Source organism: Verrucomicrobiota bacterium (genome assembly GCA_016871675.1).
In the GTDB taxonomy this organism is placed as follows: Bacteria; Verrucomicrobiota; Verrucomicrobiia; order Limisphaerales; family VHCN01; genus VHCN01.
The window spans coordinates 1-20,787 of the sequence record VHCN01000033.1; the positions used below are offsets into that span (position 1 = coordinate 1).

The window sequence follows — 20,787 nt, forward strand, 5'->3', positions numbered from 1 at the left end:
ACTTCCTCGCGGACGCGCCGACCAACCGCGTTGCCGACGTGGCTGCTTCGCTTACACGCGCGCTGCGCGACTTCGGCCTCGAACTCACACCCACGACCCGGCGCATGGCGCAGCTCAACGCGGTGCAGAACACCTATCTTGGCACGTTCCAAATCCTCGGCGGCCTCGGCCTGCTGCTCGGCAGCGCGGGCCTCGGCGTGGTGGTGCTGCGCAATGTCCTGGAGCGTCGCGGCGAACTGGCGCTGCTGCGGGCGGTGGGCTTCCGCGCAAAGGCGCTGCGATGGCTGGTGTTGAGCGAGCACGGCGCGCTGCTGTTGCTCGGGCTGGGCTGCGGCGTGGTCGCGGCGGTGGTGGCGGTGGCGCCGGCGGTGTTGTCGCCGACCGCGCCGATGCCGTATGATTCGCTCACGGTGACGCTTGGCGCGGTGCTGGCGAGCGGCGCGGTGTGGACGTGGCTGGCGACGGTCTTCGCGCTGCGCGGCCGGCTGCTGGACGCGCTGCGGAGCGAGTGAGCCATGAAACCCGCGTGCGGACCGCGCGTCTGACGATCTAACAAATGAGATTTCACCTCCCGAACATGACTCCGATCCGGCTGGCACTCCTTCTTTCGCTGGCCTTCACGCTCGCCGCGGACGCGCAAGGCGGGCGCAAGCCCTTCCCCGCGCACTGGGGCGAACCGCCCAAAATCCAGACGACCGACTTCGGCGACCTGCCCGGCGGATACGGCAAGGGCAGTTCGACCCTTGCGAAGTGGATCGAGTCGAACCTGGAGAAGGACAGCAAGTCCCCCGCGCCCGCCAACCCGGCCGCCGATGCCGCCGTGAAGCCGGTCTACGAAAACAACTTCCAGAACAATGACGGCGAGAAGATGCCCACGGAGTTCCTTGTGCTCGGCGGCGACTTCGCCGTGAAGGAGGACGGTGGCAACAGGTTTTTGGAACTGCCGGGCGCGCCGTTGCTCGAGGAGTCGTGCGGCGTGCTGTTCGGGCCGACGGAGAGCGACGGGATTTGCGTGCAGGCGCGGGTTTTCGGCACGCGCACGGGACGGCGGTTTCCCGCGATGGGCGTGGGGCTGAATGGCTACGCGGGCTACCGGCTGCAAATCGTGCCCGCGAAAAACTTGCTCGAGCTGAGCCGGACGATCGACGGCGAGGAGCGCGTGATCGCGAGCGCGCCGTTCGAATGGCAGTCCGGCGCGTGGACCGTCCTCCGGTTGCAGGTCCGCAAGGAGAAGGCAAACACGTGGCGCGTCGAGGGCAAGGCCTGGCCACAAACCGCGAAGGAACCCGCGACGTGGCAGATCAACCATGAGGATGTCGCGAAGGACGCCGAGAAGGAGTCGCCGCGGCAAGGCCGCCCAGCCATTTGGGGCAAGCCGTATTCCGGCACGCCGATCCGTTTCGACGATCTGCTCATCACGAGGGTGAAGTAATCGCGCGCCCGCCGCGACGGGTTTTCAATCCTCCGGACCGGCGCTCAGCCGGCAAGAAACGGGCGGCGCCTGCCAAAATCCGCGAAGCCGCCCGTCGCACGCGCCGGTAGACAACAGCCATGAGGACCGCGCGGCTGTTCCGGCGGTCCGGGACGATGCGGGCATCGTCCCCCGAAACCGCGACAGGCTTATGGCTGACCTCCCCAACATCCTGATCTTCCTCGTCCCTTACACGCTCGGCGTCATCTACCTCAAGTGCTGGCACAACTTCCTGAAGCACGAGGACCCCGATCACGCGCCGGAAGAGGCCACTTCCATGCGCGCGCCGAACTCTCCCGTCTCGAACCCGGGCACGCTCTCGCACGGTCACGCGTGAGGCCCGGTGCTAGAGATACTTCCGAAGCAGCGGTTCGAGTTCCGCGATGGTCTTCCGCGGCCACAGCTTGCGCTCGGTCATGATGGCGCAACGCAGCGCGTCGTGGCACGGCCAGCAGGGCGCGGCGGGGATTTGCGGGAGCACATCCGCGATGATCGCCTTCGCCTGCGCGGCATTCTTGCGGAGATTATCGAGCACCATCTCAACCGTGACGTGCGCCTCGTCGGCCTTCCAGCAATCGTAGTCGGTGATCATCGCCAAGTTCGAGTAAGCGATCTCGGCCTCGCGCGCGCACTTGGCCTCGCCGAGATTCGTCATGCCGATCACGTCGTAGCCAGCGCGGTGGTTCGTGAGCGACTCGGCGCGCGTGCTGAAGGCCGGGCCCTCCATGTTCACGTAAGTGCCGCCGTCGTGCGCGCGGGCGCCGAGCTTGCGCGCGCTTGCGAGCAGCAGCTTCCGCAACTCACCGCAAACCGGGTCGGCGAATGCCACGTGCGCCACGATGCCGCGGCCGAAGAATGTGTGTTCGAACGACCTCTTCGTGCGGTCGAGGAACTGGTCCGGCAACACGATGTCGCACGGCGCATACTTCGCCTGCAAGGACCCGACGGCGCTCACGCTGATGATCCACGCCACTCCGAGTTTCTTCATCGCCCAGAGATTGGCGCGGTGATTCAGTTCGGACGGCATGACGCGGTGTCCGCGTCCGTGCCGCGGCAGGAACACCACCTCGCGCCCGGCGAGCCGGCCCGTGAGCAGCGCGTCCGACGGCGCGCCAAACGGCGTGCGGACGCGGACCCATTGCTGATTCGTGAACCCCTCGATGTGATAGAGCCCGCTGCCGCCGATGATGCCGACGCGATGGGCGGGTTGCGGGGCGGGCGGGGTCCGTCGGGCGCGTTTCATGGGCGGCAAGGGTGCGGAATCAGCCGCGCGATGCAACGCAAAGTTACTCGCGGCTCATCGTGGCTTGCCGTCGCGCAGACAACCATGGGCCGGTGTTGGCCAACCGCCGCGCAGCCGCGCTCACACGAGCCCTTACGCTCGCCATGGCCATGAACACTGCATCCATTCGACCCGCGCGGCGCGATTCCGCCGCGACCACGCCCATCGAACCCTGGAACCTTCACGCCGAGGACTTCCCGTTGAACGCGCCCGTCGGCCGTCAACTCCGGTTCCTCCTGCAATACGCCGTCCTCGCGCCGTCGGGGCACAACACGCAGCCGTGGCTTTTCCGCGTGAAGGGCGGCACGGCCGATCTCCTCGCGGACCGTTCGCGCTCGCTTCCCGTGCTCGATCCCGACGACCGCGAGCTCGTCATCTCATGCGGCGGCGCGCTGCTGAATCTGCGCGTGGCGATGCGGCACTTTGGCTTCGCGCCCGAGGTCGAGCTCATGCCCGACCCGTCGAACCCGGACCTGCTGGCACGGGTGCGACTCGGCGAACGGAGGGTAAGCGTCGAGGAAGAGAAGCCGCTGTTCTCCGCGCTGCTCCAGCGCCACACGAACCGGGCGCCGTTCGAAAACAAGCCGCTGCCCGGCACGCTCCTGAAGTTGTTGCGAGCCGAGGCCTTCTCCGAGGGCGCGTGGCTTCACGTTGTCGAGGGAGAGCTGGACCGCCTGAAGCTCGCCGCAATGGTCGCCGAGGCCGACTGCCTGCAATGGGCGCACAAACAGTTCCGGCGCGAGATCGCCGCGTGGGTGCACCCGAATGGCAGCGCGAGCCGCGACGGCGTGCCGGGCTCGGCGAAGGGATTCGGCGATCTCGCCTCCCTTGCGAGCCCGCTCGTCATCCGCACGATTGACGCGGGATCAAACCGCGCGGCTCGCGACCGCGACATCGCGCTCGCGTCGCCGGTGCTCGCGATCATTGGCACGGACTCGGACACTCCCGCGGCATGGGTGGCGTCGGGCCAGGCGATGCAACGCGTGCTCTTGCGGGCGCGCGTCGAGCATGTGTGGGCGTCGTTTCTCAATCAGCCCGTCGAGATTCCCGAACTGCGCGGGCGACTCTCCGACCTGGTGGGCCGGACGGGCTTCCCGCACATCATCCTCCGCCTGGGTTACGGCCCGGAGATCAAGAAACCCACCCCGCGCCGGCCGGTCGAGGAAGTGCTCGTCGATTGATGAGCGGCGCCAGCCTGGTGAATCGTCCATGACCTCGTCCCGGCTATGACTTCCGCCGGGAACCGAATCGCCGCGGCCCGCGACAACGAAAGGCGGGAGGACTGCCTCCCGCCCTCGCGTCGCCGGGTTGGCCGGGCGCGCGATCTACACGAACTCATGCTCGCGTTCGCGCACGACGAGCACCGGGCACGGCGCATGGCGCACGACCTTCTCCGCGGTGCTGCCCATGAACATGTGCTTGAACCCGGTGTGACCGTGCGTGGAGATGATGATGAGGTCCACGTCGAGTTCGCGGGCCGTTGTCACGATTTCGTGATGCGGCAGGCCGACGCGCACGATGGTCCGCGTGGGAATCTCGGCGCCGACGTCCTCGCCGGCGATCTTCTCGAGTTCCTTGATCCCGCCGGCGCGCATCTGCGACTCGATGAGCGCGTAGTCGATGCCCCCGACTTCCGCGCCGACATAGGGAATGTGGGCGACGTAGAGGAGCGTGAGGCTCGCGCCGAATTGCCGCGCAAACGGGAGCGCGTAACGGAGGGCTTTCTTGGAGCACTCGCTGAAGTCCATCGGGACCAGCAGGCTCTTGATCTTGAACGGCGCCAGGGTGGTGGCGCGGTCCGATTCGGCGATCATGTCCGAGTCGCGCGGCCCCATTTCCATGAGGACGCTGCCGGACCGGGAGGCGGGCTTGATTTTCATAGGTCAGGTCGGGTTGGGGTTTGGTGTTCCGGGCAGGGTGACGTTCGGCGGGTTGATGCCCGTGCGCGGCGCGTGGATTGGCGCGGATTCACCGTGGGTTGGCGTGGGTGGTTCAAGCGGGAGCCATCGAGCGGACCCGGCGCCATCCGGCCAAGTTCCGGCCACACTTCCGCAACCGCCGTGGAGCGATCATGAAGCCCCGCAAACAATCTCGTGCCATGGCCAACGCCATCTCAGCGGGCGCGCGCGGAGCCGGAATGATTGCCGTCCCGCACCGGGCCGAGCGAGCGCCGCGCGCCCCCCGCCCGCTGCGGTCCGCGAGCACCGCGTTCGGGTTCCCGCGAAACAGCTTCGGGCACCGGTTCGTTTACGCCGTGATTTCACCGCGCGCCGCGGGGCTGTCCATCGGCGTGAACATGAACCCGGACAAGCACTGCAACTTCGACTGCGTCTATTGCGAGGTGAACCGCGAGACGCCGGGCGTGGACCGCGAGGCGGACATCCCGGTGCTCACGGCGGAATTGCGGGAGATGATCGCGTGGGCGCGGGAGTCTCGATTTGCGGCGCTCCCGGAATACCGGGGCGTGCCCGGGGAGCTGCTGCGGTTGCGCGAGGTGGCGCTGAGCGGCGATGGTGAGCCGACGCTGAGCCCGAACTTCCGCGAGATCGTCGAGGCCGTGGTGCACGTGCGCGCGCTCGCGGGGATGCCGTTCTTCAAGCTGGTGCTGCTGACGAATGCGACGGGCCTGGACTTGCCGGGAGTGTCCGAGGGACTCCGATGCTTTACCGCTCGCGACGAAGTCTGGGCCAAACTCGAGGTCGGCACGCAGTCGGGGATGGACCGCATCAACCGCGGCATCGTGCCGATCGAAAAGGTGCTGACCAACATCCGCAACCTTGCGCGCGAGCGGCCGGTGGTGATTCAGAGCCTGTTCTGCCGGCACCTCGGCGCGGGGCCGTCGTGGGATGAAATCACAGCCTACATCGCGCGGCTTAACGAACTCAAATCCGCCGGGGCCCAACTCCCGCTCGTGCAAATCTACTCCGCCTACCGCCCCACCGTTCACACCGAGTGCGAGCACCTCGCGCTGCCCGCGCTCTCGGAGATCGCACGCCGCGTGCGGCTCGAAACGGGTTTGCTCGTGCAGGTGTGTTAGGCGCGCCGCGCGCGGGCGCGTCACTCGATGATCCAGTGGCGGCCGCGCGGGCTCTGCGACTCACCGGAGGAGGACTTCTCAACACGGAAAAACGCCGTGTGCACGACCCGGTTTTCCTCGAGCAGGGCGCTGCCCGACACCGTCGGGCTCTGGAACCGCGCGTCCTCGCCCACACCCGCCGAGGGAAAGCTCCGCCCGCGGCACCGCGCGGCGCGGCGCAGAAAGGCCTGCGCGACGCGACGGGACTTCCCCGGGTCGGCCGGCTTCGCGTCGCGATCGAGGAGCGCGTCGAGCACGTAGCTTTTCACGAGCTTGCGATGCAGGCGCGCGAACGGGCGCTCCAGCGAGAGCGCGTCGAATCCCCCGACGCGCCCGTTCACGACGACAAGCAGTCCCTTCTGCCCGGGAAGCAGCATGAACGCATCGAGTGCCTGGCCGAGCTCCGCCTCGCGCGACTTGAAGACATCGTGCATCGCGTGTGTCTGCGACGGCACGGCGGCCTTCGCGCTCAGCTTGCCGATGCCATGCCAGACTTCGCCCTGGTCGGATGCGTAGCCACACTCTGCCAGGAGCGAAGCGGAGACGGAGCCCACCTTGCGCGAGCGGATTCTGGTTTCGAGCATGGCCTCCGACTCCTGAAAGCTCGCGGCCTGCGTGTAGGACCAGCGCCCGCGCTCCGTGCAGCTCACCGGGATGACCGTCTCGGAACGAGGCTTGAGCAGGATGCTCGTGTTGAGCACGCGGTTCTGCTTCGCGCCAAGAAGTTCCTCGCCGTCCACCAGCAGCACGCGCTCCTCGCCGCGGTTGATCACGAACAACTCGGGGACCGAGCCCGCCTGCGAAGTCTCGGTGACCTCGACCGTGCCGGCGCCGAGCGCCTCGCCGAGCGTCAGATACGGCGGGACGCCGTCCATCGCCGTCGACAACGGAAACAGCACGACGTGGCGGAACACTTGAGGTTCGCCCAGCATGAGCGAGTTCACAAACGCGGCGACAGGGGTGGGATTTGGGGATTGGGGGGTTGAGTTCATGCTCGCGTCCTCGCATGTTGGGTTTGTCAAAAACGGTCTGAGGCGGGAGGGAATCTTGCAGCGGCAAACGGCCGGACGCGCCGCGAGTGACGAGTCCACCGCGGCATGATTTCTCTGTCCAAAACCGGGCGAGGCCGCTTAACTGCCTGAGTTATCCCAACCAAAGGCCCCACCATGGATATCACTTGGAACTGTCCCAAATGCGGTCAGGAACTCTCGGCAGATGAAACGGTCGTCGGTCAGGAAATCGAGTGTCCCACTTGCAGCGCGGCGCAGGTCGTCCCGGAGTCGAAACCCGCGCCGGCGGCGCCGCCGCCGCCGCCGAAGATGACGCTGCCAGTGCCGACACCGATGCAGGGCAAGCCCGAGGAACCGAAGCCCGAGGAACCGAAGCCCGAACCAAAGCCCGAACCGAAGCCCGAACACAAGCCCCTTATCGTCACCCAGCACGAGGGACCCGCCGAGCGCCTCATCAAGAAGAAGTCCGATCCCACCGCGCCCACGGGATCGACGGAAAAGAAGATGCGGATCCGCTGCATCAAGCGGAACCTTTGCGAGGAGGTCGGGCACGACAAGTTCGAGGAAGTCGTGACCGCGTTCCTCAACAAGGTCGGCGAGGAGAACATCGTCAGCATCACGCCGGTGTCGTATGCATACGTGAACACGATCGGCCATGCGCTCAACGACTACGGTGTGCTGATCGTCTACCGGGGCTGAACGGCGCGGCCTGCCGCACTCGGTTTCTGGACTCGCGGGGCCGGTCGCTGCTACGCTCCCCGGCACGACACCGCATGATCGTGCCGCCACCCCGTCCAATGCCTGCTCGCTGATTTCCCCCGCGCCAACTCGCGCCCGCAACCTGCCGTCCCCGCCAGTGTTGCTTGTCTCGCCAGACGCATGACGCCATCCACCACTTCCCGCGCGACGCTGCCGATCCTGATCGTGGACGACGACGACGGGCAGCGGAGCTTGCTGCGGACATTCCTCAACGGGCACGGGTTCGCCACGCTGTCTGCGGCGTCGGGAGAAGAGGCGCTCAAAACCCTCGCGGCGAGCGGCGTGTCGATGATGATTTCCGACGTGCGGATGCCCGGCATGTCCGGACTCGAGACGTTCCGGCGCGCCCGGCAGATGCACGCCACGCTGCCGGTGCTGCTTGTCACCGCCTATGCCGACATCCGCGATGCCGTGGGCGCGATGCGTGACGGCGCGCTCAACTACCTCGCCAAGCCCATCGACTTGGATGAGTTGCTCGCTTCGGTGCAGCGAGTCACCGGCGTCCGGCCCGCCGCGCCGGTCGCAGGCACGGGTGAGGTTTCGCTTCCGAAGGACATCATCGCCCGGAGCCCGCTGATGCTCGCGGTGTTTCACGACGCCGCGCTCGTCGCACCGTCCGTGAGCCGCGTGCTCATCACGGGCGAAAGCGGCGTGGGCAAGGAAGTGCTGGCGGACGTGATCCACCTCTGGAGCCCGCGCGCGAAGGGCCCGCTCGTGAAGGTGAATTGCGCGGCGATTCCGGAGACGTTGCTGGAGAGCGAACTCTTCGGCCACGAGAAGGGGGCGTTCACGGGCGCGGTCGCGCTGCGGACGGGGCGCTTCGAGGAGGCGGGCGGCGGCTCGATCTTCCTCGATGAGGTGAGCGAGATGTCGCCGCAGTTGCAGGCCAAGCTGCTGCGCGTCACGCAGGACGGTTGCTTCCGCCGCGTGGGCTCCGGCAGGGAGCTGCGCACCGACGCACGCATCCTCGCCGCGACGAACAAAAACCTCGACACGCTGATCCAGGAAGGCCGTTTCCGCGAAGACCTTTTTTACCGGCTCAATGTCGTCGAGATCAACGTCCCGCCTTTGCGCGAGCGACGTGATGACATCCTGCCGCTGGCGGCGCATTTCCTGGCCGGATTCGGCGCGGACAAGGCGCGCATCGCGGCGGGGTTCGTCGAGGTGCTGGAACGGTATTTGTGGCCGGGCAACGTGCGGGAGTTGCGCAACGCGATGGAACGCGCCGCACTGCTCTCGCACGGGAACATCGTGCTGCCCGAGCATCTGCCCGCGCGGGTTCGGGGATCCGCTACCGCGCCGGCGGCGGCGCCGGCGGCGGATTCGCAGCGACTCGATGAAGTCGAGCGCGACGCGATCCTCGCGGCGCTGCGTCGACACGATTTCAACCGCACCGAAACGGCAAAGGCGCTGGCCATCAGCCGGCGCGCGCTGACCTACAAATTGCAGCGCATGCGCGCGATGGGTCTCGCCGTGGACCGCCCCGGGCAGGGCGGGGACGGCGAGTGAACCGGATGAAGTGGATGGGGGATCGCGGCGAAACCGCATCCCGCCCGGGCACGGCGCTGATGCCTGCGGCTAAACTTCGAAATCGAAGGAGAGCGCCTTGTCCACGTGGGCATCCACGATCGCCCGCACGCGGGCGCGCTCGTCGTGCGCGAGGTAGGCATCACGCGCGGCGCCGTCCGCAAACGTCATGATGAACGCGTGGGTGAAGCCGTGGTTCATCGACTCGGGGTTGGTGTTCGGCCCGGCCACGTAGTCATCGATGCCCGGCACGGCCTCGGAGAGTTCGAGGATTTCGTTGAAGCACTGCTCGATCTGCTCGGGTGCGGTGCCGTCTTTGAACTTGAGGAGGACGATGTGTTTGGTTCGGGCCATGGGGTTGTTGGGTCGTGGTTCGGTGGGTGGAGGGGATTCGGGCGGTCACTTTGCGGTGAGCGCGGCTTCGAGGGCTTTGAGCAACGCGGGGTCGTCCGGCTCGGTGTTCGAGTCGAATCGGTTCACGAGCCGCCCGTCGCGGCTGATGACGAACTTGCAGAAGTTCCAGCCCACGGCGCCCGGCACCGGCGAGTCCTTGCCCGTGAGCGCCGCGAAGAGCGGATGCGCGGCGTCGCCGCGGATGCGGACCTTCTCGAAAATCGGAAAGGTGACCTGATACTCGGTGGCGCAGAACTGCTTGATCTCGGGGGGCGCGCCGGGTTCCTGCTCGCCGAAGTCGTTGCAGGGAAACGCAAGCACGCTGAAGCCGCGCGGGCCGAGTTTCTTGTGAAGGGCCTGCAGCCCCGCGTATTGCGGCGTCTGGCCGCACTTGGAGGCGACGTTCACCACGAGCAACACCTTGCCGTGGTAAGCCTTGAGCGAGGTCGCCTTGCCGTCGATGTCCTTGAGCGGAATGTCCTGCAACGAAACCGCCGCCGCCACGGCGCCAAGCGCCATGACGGTCCCGACAAGCGCGGCGGCCAGCTTCATGTGCGGGGGAGTATGGCGGCGGCAAGCGGGAAGGCAATTTGAAAGCGGCGTGGTTTCCCCGCCGCCAGCTCGGGCTCAACTCCCCGCCGCGTCGAGACGCGACTTGAATTCCCGGCATGCCGCCGCGACGTCCGGCGCGTCGAGGATCGCCGACACGACGGCGATGCGCCTCGCGCCGGCAGCGAAGATTTCATCAAGATTCCGCAGGTTTATCCCGCCAATGGCGAACCAAGGAACGGCCACGCCGTTCTTCGGTGCCGCCGCCCATCGCACCAAGTCCAGCGTGACCGGCGCGCGACCCGGCTTGGTCGGTGTGGCGAAGACCGGCCCGATGGCGATGTAGTCCGGTCCCGCCTTCAACGCACGCTGCGCCTGCTCCGGTGTGTGCGTGCTCAAGCCAAGAAGCACTTGTTTCGGACAGCCGGTCACTTGCGCGGCAGTGCGGTAACCAGCGTCGAAAAAGTCCTCCTGCCCGAGGTGACAGACCGGGGCGCCGACTTGCAGCGCGAGTTTCGGGTGGTCATTGATCACGAGGCCGGCGCCCGCAGCCTGCGTCACGGGCAGCAACGCGTCGGCGAGTTTGCGCAGTTGATCAGGTGTCGCGCCCTTGGCGCGGAGTTGAATGAGATCTGCGCCGCCGTCACAAAGCTGCCGCGCGAGTTCCGCGGCATCCCGGCCGCGCAGGTAGGCGGTATCAACAAAGGCGTAGAGGCGGCAGTCAGAAAGGGGCTTCAGGTGATCCGGCGGCATCGTTCGGTGATTCTAGACCACGGGGGGAATCCCGGCCACAGTCGAAGTTGCAGCGCGCGCGTTCATAGTGCCAGCGAGATACATCACCGGGCCCAACGCAGCAACCTTCCGACGCCACACTTGCCAAGTGCAGCGCCCGTCTCTAGCTTGGCCGCCCCTATGGAGAAAGTGGTCATCATCGGATCGGGTTGCGCGGGCCTCACCGCCGCGCTTTACACGGCGCGAGCGAACCTGAACCCGCTCGTGCTCACGGGCATCATGCCCGGCGGGTTGCTCACCACGACGAGCATCGTCGAGAATTTCCCCGGCTTCCCCGAGGGCGTGGACGGTTACGAGTTGATGGTGCGGATGCAGAAGCAGGCGGAGCGCTTCGGCGCGCGCGTGAAGTTCGCCACGGTGGAATCGGTGGACGTGTCGGGCCGGCCGTTCAAACTCGTCGTGGATGGCGAACCGGTCGAGGCGCAGACACTGATCATCGCCAGCGGCGCCGGGCACAAGCATCTCGGCGCGCCCGGCGAGCACGAGCTGGAGAAGAAGGGCGTGACTTACTGCGCGACGTGCGACGGAGCGCTGCCGATGTTCCGCAACAAGCCGCTGGTCGTCATCGGGGGCGGCGACTCGGCGTGCGAGGAGGCGACGTATCTGACGCGCTTCGCCTCGACGGTTTATCTCATCCACCGCCGCGACACGTTGCGCGCGTCGAAAGTCATGGCCGAGCGCGCGCTCGCGAATCCGAAGATCAAGCCCGTGTGGGACTCGGTGGTGACCGAGGTGCTTGATGTGTCGAAGGACACCGTCACTGGCGTGCGGGTGAAGAATTTGAAGTCGGGCGCGGAGTCGCTGCTCGATTGCGCCGGCGTCTTCGTCGCCATCGGGCACGTGCCCAACACGCAGTTGTTCAAGGGAATCATCACGATGGACGACGCGGGCTACATCATTCCGACGCGCGGCTCTGAGACCAATGTGCCGGGCGTGTTCGTCGCGGGCGATTGTTCGGATCGTGTCTATCGTCAGGCGGTGACGGCGGCGGGAATGGGTTGCGCAGCGGCGATTGACGCGGAGCGGCATCTGGCAAACCTCAACCAGTGAGACGCCGTGCGCGAACTGACTCCAACTGAACAGGCTGCGATTCGTGCTGCGCTGAGCCGTGGAGACAAGATCGAGGCGATCAAGCTTTGCCGTGATGGGACCGGGAGCGGACTCGCGGAGGCGAAGGAGATTGTGGAGAGACTCGAAGGCGCGACACAGGTGCCGCCAGCCGACCCCACGAAAGTCGCCTCGGAAAACGAAGCGGCGCTCGCGGAACTCTCGCGCCTTCTGTTCGCGGGCAGGAAAATCGATGCGATCAAATTCTACCGCGAGAAAATGAAGATCGGCGCCGGGCTGGCAGAGTCGAAGGAGCAAGTCGATCGGCTGGAATCGGCCTTGCGCGCGAGGAGCCCCGAGAAATTCACGATGCGGCCCCAGTCGGGGTGCGTGTCAGTCCTGACCGCCGTTGCCGCGGTTGTGGCCATGGCCGCCTGGCTGGCCTCTTGAGATGACTCCGACCGAACTGGCCGGGCGATTTCGATCGCCCGAACCACCTCGGCGTCTCGACGTGCGGCACCGGAGGAGTTCGCCATCGTCGCCCTGCCCGGCGCGAGGCTCGTGCCGCTCCGGGATTTGCCCGCGCGCGTGGAGGAACTCGCGGATTGGCGTCACGCGGAATCAGTCGTTTGCTGCCACCACGGCATCCGCAGCGCTCACGCGATCGGCTGGCTGCGCCCGTTGGGTTTCACCAGGCTGCACAATCTCGCCGGTGGAATCGACCGGTGGTCGGTGGGGGTGGGCGCGAGTGCGCCATGGTATTGAGCCCGCGCCGCCTTCAGCAAATTGAAGGCCGGACAGAGTTTCAGCTTCTTTTCGGAAGACGTTGCTTTAAAAAAGGCGCATGGACAAACGCCGGGCGCGGGTTCGCCGCGCAACCCGCGAGACGCAAATCAGTCTCGACCTGAACGTGGATGGCACGGGAAGAGCCACCGTCCACACGAGTGTTCCATTTCTGGACCACATGCTCACGCTCTTCGCGACGCACGCGGTCGTGGACCTCAAGCTCCGCTGCAAGGGTGACCTCGAGGTGGACGCGCACCACACCGTGGAAGATTGCGGCATCGCGCTCGGGCAGGCATTCGCGCAGGCGCTCGGCGACAAGCGCGGACTCCGCCGATACGGCACGGGTTTCGACCCGCGCAACCCATTTTGCGCGGAGGCGCACGTGCCGATGGACGAGACGCTCGCACGGTGCGTGGTGGACTTCAGCGGCCGGCCGTTCCTTGTGTGGCGCGGGCTCGACACGCTCGCCTACAAAACGCTCTCCGCAGCCGAGAAACGGCAGGACATGTCGAGCGCGTTCCGGTTCGGGCTCGCGCGGGAGTTTTTCCAGGGCTTCGCGAACGAGGCGAGATGCAACCTGCATCTGGAACTGCTCTACGGCGACGAACCGCATCACGTCGTCGAGGCGTTGTTCAAGGCATTCGCGAAGGCCGTGGACCTCGCGTGCCAGCGCGACCCGCGCATCGCGGGCCGGGTGCCGAGCACGAAGGGACGGTTGTGATCGCCGCCTAGCACGAGCCGGCGGAGATTGCGTAAACGATGCCCACCCCACTTGATTACCCCGCGGCGCCGGACTTGGCGCTTGTGGCCGCAGCGCAGGCGGGCGATATGCTGGCGTTCGAGGAGCTTGTGGCGCGGCACCGGGACAAAGTCTACGCGCGCGCATTCAGCATGGTGCGCAACGAGGACGCAGCGGTCGACCTTTCCCAGGAAGCATGGGTCAAGGCGTGGCAGCGATTGGTGCAGTTTCAAGGCGAGGCGAGCTTTGCCACCTGGATGACCCGCATCGTCATCAACCTCTGCCTCGACCACCTTCGAAAAGCCAAACGACAACGCGCAGAGTCCATTGAGCAACTGGATGAAGAACTCGGCGGAGTCGAACGTCAGATGCCGGTGGTGAGCCTGAACCCCTCCGAGGGGCTCGAGCGAACCGAGTTGCGGAAGCGAATTGACCGGGCGATGACGCAACTCTCGTATGAGCACCGCACCGTGCTGATACTTCACCAGTTCGAAGAGATGGAATACAAGCAGATTGCCAAGGTCATGGGCTGCTCCATCGGCACGGTCATGTCGCGGTTGTTTTACGCGAGACGAAGGTTGGCGGGATTGCTGGCAAGTTTGAAACGAGACGACAACAGGTGATTTATGAAACGGGAACATGAACTGAAAGTGCAGGCCTGGCTGGACGGCGAACTGTCCGGTACCGAGGCTTGCGAAGTCGAGCAGCTCATTGCAAACGATGCGGCTTTGTCCGCCATTGCGGGTGAACTGCGGATGGCGAAGGGCATCCTCGCCGGCAACGAACCCGAGGTGGCCACGCTCACGGATTCGCGCGAGTTCTACTTCAGCAAGATTGCCCGCGAGATCGAGCGGTTGGACCGGCAGCCCGCAACGGCGGCTCGTTCGTTTTGGTCGCTTTGGTGGGTTCGGGTTCTCGTGCCTGCGGGCGCGGCCGCGGTCATGGTCGCCTTGATTGCGCTCCCCGACCGCCCAGGCACCAGTGCGGACGAAACCGAAAATTCCGTCCAAGAATCCACGATCATTCAATTCCACTCGACAACCGAGAAGATGGACGTGATCTGGATTCACAGCGATGTCGACGGGACGCCAGATGTTACATCCCCCGACCTCGCTCCGAAGGCCGACCGCAATGACAACAATTGACAAGGCCCGCTTCTACAAGCCCGCCCTGCTGTCCTTCGCGGCCGTCTGGCTTCTGACAGTCCCGGCCACCTCTGCGCCCGTGGAGCTCAAGCTTCAGGCGCAGTTGGTTTGGGGAACCAACGACAAGATCTCGGCCGAGGCCGGCTACAAGGAAGTCGATGCGTCGCTTCAAGCGCGGCTTCGAAACGTCTTTAAGTGGCAAGCCTACTACGAGATCACCCGCAAGCCGTTCTCGGTCGCGTCCGCCAAAGCGCAGAGCGTGAAACTCAGCGAGGACTGCGCGATCGAAGTGAAGCAACTCGCCGCCAACCGCATCGAGGTCAAACTCATCGGCAAGGGTCGCCCCATTATCACCCGCACCCTCGAACTGCGACCTGCCACACCGCTGGTGATTGGTGGCGATGACAAGAACAACACAGCATGGTTCGTCGTCCTCACACAGACCGAAAAGGTCTAGCGCATCCGTTCGCTCCGTCCGCCACCCTCGCCGAACACTCCCGCCTGCCGATTGATCCCGAGGGCGAGTCATCCCAGTCAAAGCCAGATGCGGCGTTGCTCAATCCCTCCGGGTGCGGCGCTCGAACGCCACAACTAATGGTGTTTTAGGCATCGTTTTGGGCCAGTTTGTCGTTGTGCTTTCAGCCTGTTTTTCTTAACCTTTTCGTGTTCCGATCGGGCGGCCATTGCGCCCCCGTTCCGCACCCGATATGTCCAAAGAATCCGCCGTGGTTGAGCCCGAGATTCCGTCCCCCGCGCAAGACGCTTCCGAGACTTACGACTCCTCCAAACTAGGCAAACTCGAGGGCTTGGAGGCCGTCCGCAAGAAGCCCGGCATGTATATCGGCGGCACGGACGAGCGGGCGTTGCACCACTGCGTCTCGGAGGTTCTTGACAACTCGGTCGACGAACACCTTGCCGGGCACTGCGACAAGATTGAAGTCGCGGTGCACGTCGACGGCTCGATTTCCATACGAGACTCGGGGCGTGGCATCCCGGTGGATCCCCATCCGCAATACAAGATCCCCGGTGTCGAACTCGTGCTCACCACGCTGCATTCAGGGGGAAAGTATGGACAAGGCGGCTACAAGTTTTCAGGCGGCACGCACGGCGTGGGTGCCAAGTGCGTGAATGCAGTCAGCGAATGGTTCGAGGTGGAGGTCTCGCGCGACGGCAAGCTCCATCACATGGAGTTCGAACGGGGCAAGACGACCAAGCAACTCGAAGTCATGGGCAAGGCCCGCGGCACCGGCACGCTCATCACATTTAAGCCCGACCCGGAGATCTTTCGCGAAACCACGGAGTTCAAGGCCGACCGCATCTCACAACGACTCCGCGAGTTGGCATTCCTCAACTCGGGCCTCGAGATCTTGTTCCTCGACGAACGCCAGCCGGAGGCGAAGCCCGAGCGTTACTTCTACCGTGACGGCATCGAAGAATTCGTCAAGCAACTCAACAAGAGCAAGGCGCCGCTGCATCCCAAGCCCATCGCGTTCAGGAAGGAATCACGCGTCAAGTCCGACGAGAAGACCGTCGAAGTCCACGTCGAGGTCGTCCTGCAATACAACGACAGCTACAACGACCAGGTGCTCTGCTACACCAACACCATCCACAACCCCGATGGCGGCGCGCACTTGTCCGGCTTCCGCAGTGCCCTCACACGCGCAATCAACCAATACGCGAAGTCCAACGAACTGCTCAAGGACAAGGATCCGCAGATCACCGGCGACGACGTTCGCGAAGGGCTCACGGCTGTCATCTCGGTGAAGCACAGCGATCCCAAGTTTGAGTCACAAACCAAAGTCAAACTCCTCTCGCCCGAAGTCGAGAGCATTGTCGGTTCTGCCGCATACGAAGGTTTGATGAGCTACTTCGATGGGAATCCGCCCGTGGCCAGACGGATAGTCGACAAGTCGCTCAACGCTGCCCGCGCCCGCGAAGCTGCGCGTAAAGCCCGCGAAGCCGTCCGCAAGACCGCACTCACGGGCGGCGGTTTGCCCGGCAAACTCGCCGACTGCTCCGACCGCGACCCCGAGAACACCGAGCTTTACATCGTCGAAGGCGACTCTGCCGGCGGCTCTGCGAAGCAGGGGCGCGACCGCAAGTTTCAAGCGATCCTCCCGATACGCGGCAAGCTCATCAATGTCGAGAAGGCACGGCTCGACAAGGTGCTTCAGAACAACGAAATCCGGACGATGATCACCGCCATCGGCACCGGCATCGGCGACGGCGAGGGCGAGGGCGCGTTCAATCTCGAAAAGCTCCGCTACCACAAGGTCATCATCATGACTGACGCCGACGTGGACGGCTCGCACATCCGCACGCTGCTGCTCACGTTCTTCTACCGCCAGATGCCGCAGCTTGTGAAGCAGGGTTTCGTTTACATCGCCCAGCCGCCGCTTTACTCGGTCACACGAAAAAAGCGCACAGACTACGTGGATGACGATGCGTCGCTCAACCGCATCCTCCTCCAAAACGGGGCCGAAGATGTGAAGCTCGAGAACCTCGCCGACGGCCGCGAGTTCACGCCGAAGCAGCTTGAGGAAATCCTCACGCTGCTCGAATCGCTCGACAAGCACGCCACCTACATCCGCCGGCTTGGCGGCGACTTCGCCACTTACGTTGAGCACCGCTCCAAGGACGGCACGCTGCCGCAGCACATGATCAAGATTCGCGACGGCAACGACGAGACCGTGCACTACTTTGTCACCAACCGCTCGATCGAGGACTTCAAGTCGCGCAACGCCGACCTATTTGGCGCCGACACCGAGGTCAGCCGCAAAGACGGCCCCACGCGCCGCGCCGCGCACTTCGACCTGCATCTCGAGACCAAGGCCATCGCCGAAATCCTGGGCAAACTCGCGCGCAAAGGACTCGCGGCCGAGCATTACGCTGCACAGGACCAGCCACTCTTCAAACTCACCGAGGGCGAGGGCGAGCGCGCGACCAGCGCGCCACTCTTCTCGATTCCCGAAATCCTCAGCGCCGTGAAAGCCGTCGGCAAGAAAGGCATCCAGATCTACCGCTTCAAAGGCCTCGGCGAAATGGACGCCAAGGAACTCTTCGAGACCACCATGAATCCGGCCAAACGCAAACTGCTGCGCATCGACCTCACCGACGCTGTCGAAGCCGAGGAAATGTTCACCAAGCTCATGGGCGAGGACGTCGAGCCGCGCCGCCAGTTCATCGAGGACAACGCCCTAAACGTGCGGAATCTCGACGTCTGAATGAACCAGAGGTGTTCGCAGGCTGCTTCCATGAAACTTGCCAATGATTGCTACGACAATGTGATCTGCGGCAAGACGTGGACTGAGCACTTTGACCGGGTTGCCGCGGGATGGTTGAAAGTGAGCGCGCGGTGCCGAAAGTTTCGCGCGACGGCAGAACAAGTCCATGACCATGTCCTGCCCGCGTTGTCGGGTGTCAAACCAAGCCTGACCGTCAAGATTGAACATCACACACCCCGCAGCCGAAGCAACCAACTCCGTGGCCGGAGGCCGCCCCCCTCTGGAACCCCTGTCGATTAGAATTTCCCGATCATGCCCGACGAAACCGACCCACCGCAGCCACCGCAGCCACCGCAATCCAGCGGCGGCTCCCTCTACACTGGAGGCGAGAAGATCACGAAGATCAACGTCGCCGAGGAGATCAAGGCCTCGTTCCTCGACTACTCGATGTCGGTCATCATCTCCCGCGCACTGCCCGACGTGCGCGACGGCCTCAAGCCCTCGCAGCGCCGCATCCTCTACGCGATGGAGAACCTCTCGCTCTTCCCCGGCCGCAAGCACATCAAATGCGCCAAGATTTGCGGCGACACCTCGGGAAACTATCACCCGCACGGCGAGGCCGTCATTTATCCCACGCTCGTCCACATGGCGCAGCCGTGGGCTATGCGCGAGAAGCTCGTGGACGGCAAGGGCAACTTTGGCTCCGTCGAGGACGATCCGCCCGCGGCGATGCGTTACACCGAGGCCCGCCTCACGCACCTTGGCGCTCTGCTCATGTCCGACATGGACAAGGAGACGGTCGACTTCGTCCCGAACTACGACGAGCGCCTCACGGAGCCCACGGTCTTTCCCGCGGCGTTCCCGAACCTCCTGGTCAACGGTGGCACCGGCATCGCCGTCGGCATGGCCACGAACATGCCGCCGCACAACCTCGGCGAGATCATCGACGGCATCTGCGCGCAGATTGACGACCCGGAGATCACCACGGCCGGGTTGATGAAGCACATCAAGGGGCCCGACTTCCCGACCGGCGGAGTCATATGCGGCATCGAGGGAATCAAGAGCTACTTCGAGACCGGCCGCGGCGCGATCAAGCTGCGCGGCCGCGTCGGCCTCGAGGAACTCAAGGGCGCGCGCGAGCAGATTGTCATCACCGAGATCCCCTACAACGTCGTCCGCACAAACGTCGAGCAGCAGATTGCCGACCTCGTCAACAACAAGGTCATCACCGACATCACCGCCGTCCGCAACGAGTCCGACGAGCATTGCCGCCTCATCGCCGAGCTCAAGCGCGACGCCATCGCGAAAGTCATCATCAACAACCTCTACGAGCACACGCAGATGGAGGTGTCGTTCAACGTCATCAACCTCGCGATCGACCACGGCAAGCCCAAGGAACTCAACCTCAAGGCACTCATCGCCGCCTACATCGAGCACCGGCGCGACGTCGTGCTGCGTCGCACGCGTTTTGAACTCAAGAAGGCCGAGGAACGCGCGGAACTTCTCGAAGGCTATCTCATCGCGCTCGCGAACCTCGACGAGTTCATCCACATCATCCGGTCCAGTGCCGACAAGGCCGAGGCCCGCGTGAAGCTCCTCGCCTTCGAGTGGACCCGCCAGCAGGTCGAGCGCTGGAGCATCCTCATCCGCAGCGAATCGCGTCTCACGGACGGCCGTTACGCGCTCAGCGAGCGGCAGGTGGACGCCATCCTCGACCTGCGCCTCTACCAGCTCACCGGCCTCGAGATCGACAAGGTGGACGCCGAATACAAGTCCCTCCTGGCAACCATCAAGGACCTATTGGACATCCTCGCGAAGGAATCGCGCGTGATGACCATCATCAAGAAGGAACTCCACGAAATCCGCGCGAAGCACGCCACGCCGCGCAAGACTGAGATCGTCCCCGACGAGGGCGAGATGGCCATCGAGGATCTCATCGCCAACGAAGCCGTCATCATCACCATCACGCACAACGGCCTCATCAAGCGCACCAACATCTCCAGCTACCGCGCCCAGCGCCGCGGCGGCAAGGGCGTCATCGGCATGGCCACGCGCGAGGCCGAGAAGCCCGAGGACTCCGACTTCATCGAGCACCTCTTCACCGCGAGCACGCACGACTTCCTGATGTTCTTCACCAGCGCCGGCCGCGTGTATGTCGAGCGCGTGCACGAAGTCTCCGACATGGGCCGCGCCTCCAAGGGCCGCAGCATCGCCAACCTCCTCGACCTGCGCCCCGACGAAAAAATCGCCGCGCTCATCCGCGTCCATTCCAAGACCGGCCCCGAGAAGGAAGACCTCACGTGGCAGCAGCCCTTCTTCGTCTTCTTCGCCACGCAACAGGGCATCGTCAAGAAGACGCCGCTCGAGGACTTCGCGAACGTCCGCAAGGGCGGCATCGTCGCCATCGGCATCGAGAGCGGCGACGCGTTGATGAACGCCATGCTCACCACCGGTCGCGACCAGATTGTGCTCATCACCAAGGAAGGCATGAGCATCCGCTTCAGCGAGGAGGACGCGCGCCCGATGGGCCGCCCCGCCGTGGGCGTCTATGGCATCGACCTCGAACGCACCGACCGCGTCGTCGCGCTCGCGCTCGTCGCGCCCGACGCCACGCTGCTCGTTGCCGGCGACAACGGCGTCGGCAAGCGCACCCCCTTCGACGAATACCGGCTTCAATCCCGCGGCGGCAAGGGCATCATCACCATGAAGACCACCGACAAGACCGGCGGCGTGGTTGGCGCGCTCGCCGTCCGCGACACGGATGAAATCATGCTCATCACCACCGGCGGCCAGATGGTGCGGACCTTCGTGAAGGACATCCGCGAGTGCGGCCGCAACACGCAGGGCGTGAAACTCGTGAACCTCGACCCGAACGACAAACTCCAGGCCATCGCCCCGGTCATTAGCGAGGACAGGGGCGATGAGGAACCGGCCGCCGCTCCCGCGCCTGCCGAGGCCTGAAGCGCCGCGACCTGTTCACCCACCGA

The 20,787-nt window shown here is 64.9% G+C and carries 21 protein-coding genes and 1 pseudogene; 16 read left to right on the top strand and 6 right to left on the bottom strand.

Annotation, left to right across the window (positions count from 1 at the left end; genetic code table 11):
• From FJ386_08715 to FJ386_08725, 3 genes are all read left to right on the top strand, one after another.
• Positions 1-512, top strand: a 512-nt coding sequence (locus tag FJ386_08715) for an FtsX-like permease family protein (GenBank protein MBM3876784.1), incomplete at its 5' end; no start/stop codon positions are given.
• 44 nt (positions 513-556) lie between these two features.
• Entirely contained in the window at positions 557-1,432 is an 876-nt protein-coding gene (locus FJ386_08720; protein MBM3876785.1) for a hypothetical protein, read from the top strand.
• Between the two features lie 190 nt (positions 1,433-1,622).
• Complete coding sequence (locus FJ386_08725; GenBank protein ID MBM3876786.1) at positions 1,623-1,808, top strand: hypothetical protein; 186 nt, start codon at positions 1,623-1,625, stop codon at positions 1,806-1,808.
• Between the two features lie 9 nt (positions 1,809-1,817).
• Here the strand turns inward: FJ386_08725 and mtnP are convergent, their stop codons facing one another.
• Positions 1,818-2,714 carry an S-methyl-5'-thioadenosine phosphorylase gene (gene mtnP, locus FJ386_08730; protein ID MBM3876787.1) on the bottom strand — a complete coding sequence of 299 codons (897 nt, stop codon included), beginning with the start codon at positions 2,712-2,714 and terminating at the stop codon, positions 1,818-1,820.
• A gap of 149 nt (positions 2,715-2,863) precedes the next feature.
• Between mtnP and FJ386_08735 the strand changes: the two genes are divergently transcribed.
• Complete coding sequence (locus FJ386_08735) at positions 2,864-3,934, top strand: nitroreductase (protein MBM3876788.1); 1,071 nt, start codon at positions 2,864-2,866, stop codon at positions 3,932-3,934.
• A 144-nt stretch (positions 3,935-4,078) separates the two neighbouring features.
• Here FJ386_08735 and FJ386_08740 read toward each other — a convergent pair whose 3' ends face one another.
• Positions 4,079-4,633 carry a universal stress protein gene (locus tag FJ386_08740; GenBank protein MBM3876789.1) on the bottom strand — a complete coding sequence of 185 codons (555 nt, stop codon included), beginning with the start codon at positions 4,631-4,633 and terminating at the stop codon, positions 4,079-4,081.
• Between the two features lie 374 nt (positions 4,634-5,007).
• On the opposite strand from FJ386_08740, the gene FJ386_08745 reads away from it, so the two are divergent.
• A complete protein-coding gene (locus tag FJ386_08745; protein ID MBM3876790.1) occupies positions 5,008-5,790 on the top strand; it encodes a hypothetical protein in 783 nt (260 codons plus the stop codon).
• 20 nt (positions 5,791-5,810) lie between these two features.
• On the opposite strand, the gene FJ386_08750 is transcribed toward FJ386_08745, so the two are convergent.
• Positions 5,811-6,821 (bottom strand): hypothetical protein, encoded by a 1,011-nt coding sequence (locus FJ386_08750; GenBank protein ID MBM3876791.1) that lies wholly within the window; start codon positions 6,819-6,821, stop codon positions 5,811-5,813.
• Positions 6,822-6,995: 174 nt separating this feature from the next.
• Between FJ386_08750 and FJ386_08755 the strand changes: the two genes are divergently transcribed.
• Positions 6,996-7,538 carry a hypothetical protein gene (locus FJ386_08755; GenBank protein ID MBM3876792.1) on the top strand — a complete coding sequence of 181 codons (543 nt, stop codon included), beginning with the start codon at positions 6,996-6,998 and terminating at the stop codon, positions 7,536-7,538.
• A 180-nt stretch (positions 7,539-7,718) separates the two neighbouring features.
• Positions 7,719-9,107: a sigma-54-dependent Fis family transcriptional regulator gene (locus FJ386_08760; protein MBM3876793.1), complete on the top strand. Its 1,389-nt coding sequence runs from the start codon at positions 7,719-7,721 to the stop codon at positions 9,105-9,107.
• 69 nt (positions 9,108-9,176) lie between these two features.
• On the opposite strand, the gene FJ386_08765 is transcribed toward FJ386_08760, so the two are convergent.
• From FJ386_08765 to thiE, 3 genes are all read right to left on the bottom strand, one after another.
• The gene (locus tag FJ386_08765; GenBank protein MBM3876794.1) at positions 9,177-9,479 is read right to left on the bottom strand and encodes a Dabb family protein; all 303 of its coding nucleotides are present in this window, start codon (positions 9,477-9,479) and stop codon (positions 9,177-9,179) included.
• 45 nt (positions 9,480-9,524) lie between these two features.
• On the bottom strand, positions 9,525-10,037 hold the full coding sequence (locus FJ386_08770; GenBank protein MBM3876795.1) for a glutathione peroxidase: 513 nt from the start codon (positions 10,035-10,037) through the stop codon (positions 9,525-9,527).
• A 108-nt stretch (positions 10,038-10,145) separates the two neighbouring features.
• Positions 10,146-10,805 (bottom strand): thiamine phosphate synthase, encoded by a 660-nt coding sequence (gene thiE, locus FJ386_08775; GenBank protein MBM3876796.1) that lies wholly within the window; start codon positions 10,803-10,805, stop codon positions 10,146-10,148.
• 174 nt (positions 10,806-10,979) lie between these two features.
• Between thiE and trxB the strand changes: the two genes are divergently transcribed.
• The 9 genes and pseudogenes from trxB (at position 10,980) to gyrA (ending at position 20,761) form a co-directional block, all read left to right on the top strand.
• Positions 10,980-11,909 carry a thioredoxin-disulfide reductase gene (trxB, locus tag FJ386_08780; GenBank protein ID MBM3876797.1) on the top strand — a complete coding sequence of 310 codons (930 nt, stop codon included), beginning with the start codon at positions 10,980-10,982 and terminating at the stop codon, positions 11,907-11,909.
• Positions 11,910-11,915: 6 nt separating this feature from the next.
• Positions 11,916-12,056: pseudogene (locus FJ386_08785) on the top strand (hypothetical protein).
• Between the two features lie 327 nt (positions 12,057-12,383).
• Entirely contained in the window at positions 12,384-12,671 is a 288-nt protein-coding gene (locus tag FJ386_08790; GenBank protein MBM3876798.1) for a hypothetical protein, read from the top strand.
• A 79-nt stretch (positions 12,672-12,750) separates the two neighbouring features.
• The gene (gene hisB, locus FJ386_08795) at positions 12,751-13,413 is read left to right on the top strand and encodes an imidazoleglycerol-phosphate dehydratase HisB (GenBank protein ID MBM3876799.1); all 663 of its coding nucleotides are present in this window, start codon (positions 12,751-12,753) and stop codon (positions 13,411-13,413) included.
• A gap of 38 nt (positions 13,414-13,451) precedes the next feature.
• Entirely contained in the window at positions 13,452-14,054 is a 603-nt protein-coding gene (locus tag FJ386_08800) for a sigma-70 family RNA polymerase sigma factor (GenBank protein ID MBM3876800.1), read from the top strand.
• Between the two features lie 27 nt (positions 14,055-14,081).
• The gene (locus FJ386_08805) at positions 14,082-14,576 is read left to right on the top strand and encodes a DUF247 domain-containing protein (protein MBM3876801.1); all 495 of its coding nucleotides are present in this window, start codon (positions 14,082-14,084) and stop codon (positions 14,574-14,576) included.
• Positions 14,563-15,033, top strand: a complete 471-nt coding sequence (locus FJ386_08810) for a hypothetical protein (GenBank protein ID MBM3876802.1) — start codon at positions 14,563-14,565, stop codon at positions 15,031-15,033. The genes FJ386_08805 and FJ386_08810 overlap by 14 nt, the downstream gene beginning before the upstream one ends.
• Before the next feature lie 250 nt (positions 15,034-15,283).
• On the top strand, positions 15,284-17,800 hold the full coding sequence (gyrB, locus tag FJ386_08815; protein MBM3876803.1) for a DNA topoisomerase (ATP-hydrolyzing) subunit B: 2,517 nt from the start codon (positions 15,284-15,286) through the stop codon (positions 17,798-17,800).
• Positions 17,801-18,112: 312 nt separating this feature from the next.
• Positions 18,113-20,761 carry a DNA gyrase subunit A gene (gene gyrA / locus FJ386_08820; GenBank protein MBM3876804.1) on the top strand — a complete coding sequence of 883 codons (2,649 nt, stop codon included), beginning with the start codon at positions 18,113-18,115 and terminating at the stop codon, positions 20,759-20,761.
• The last annotated feature ends 26 nt before the right edge of the window (positions 20,762-20,787 follow it).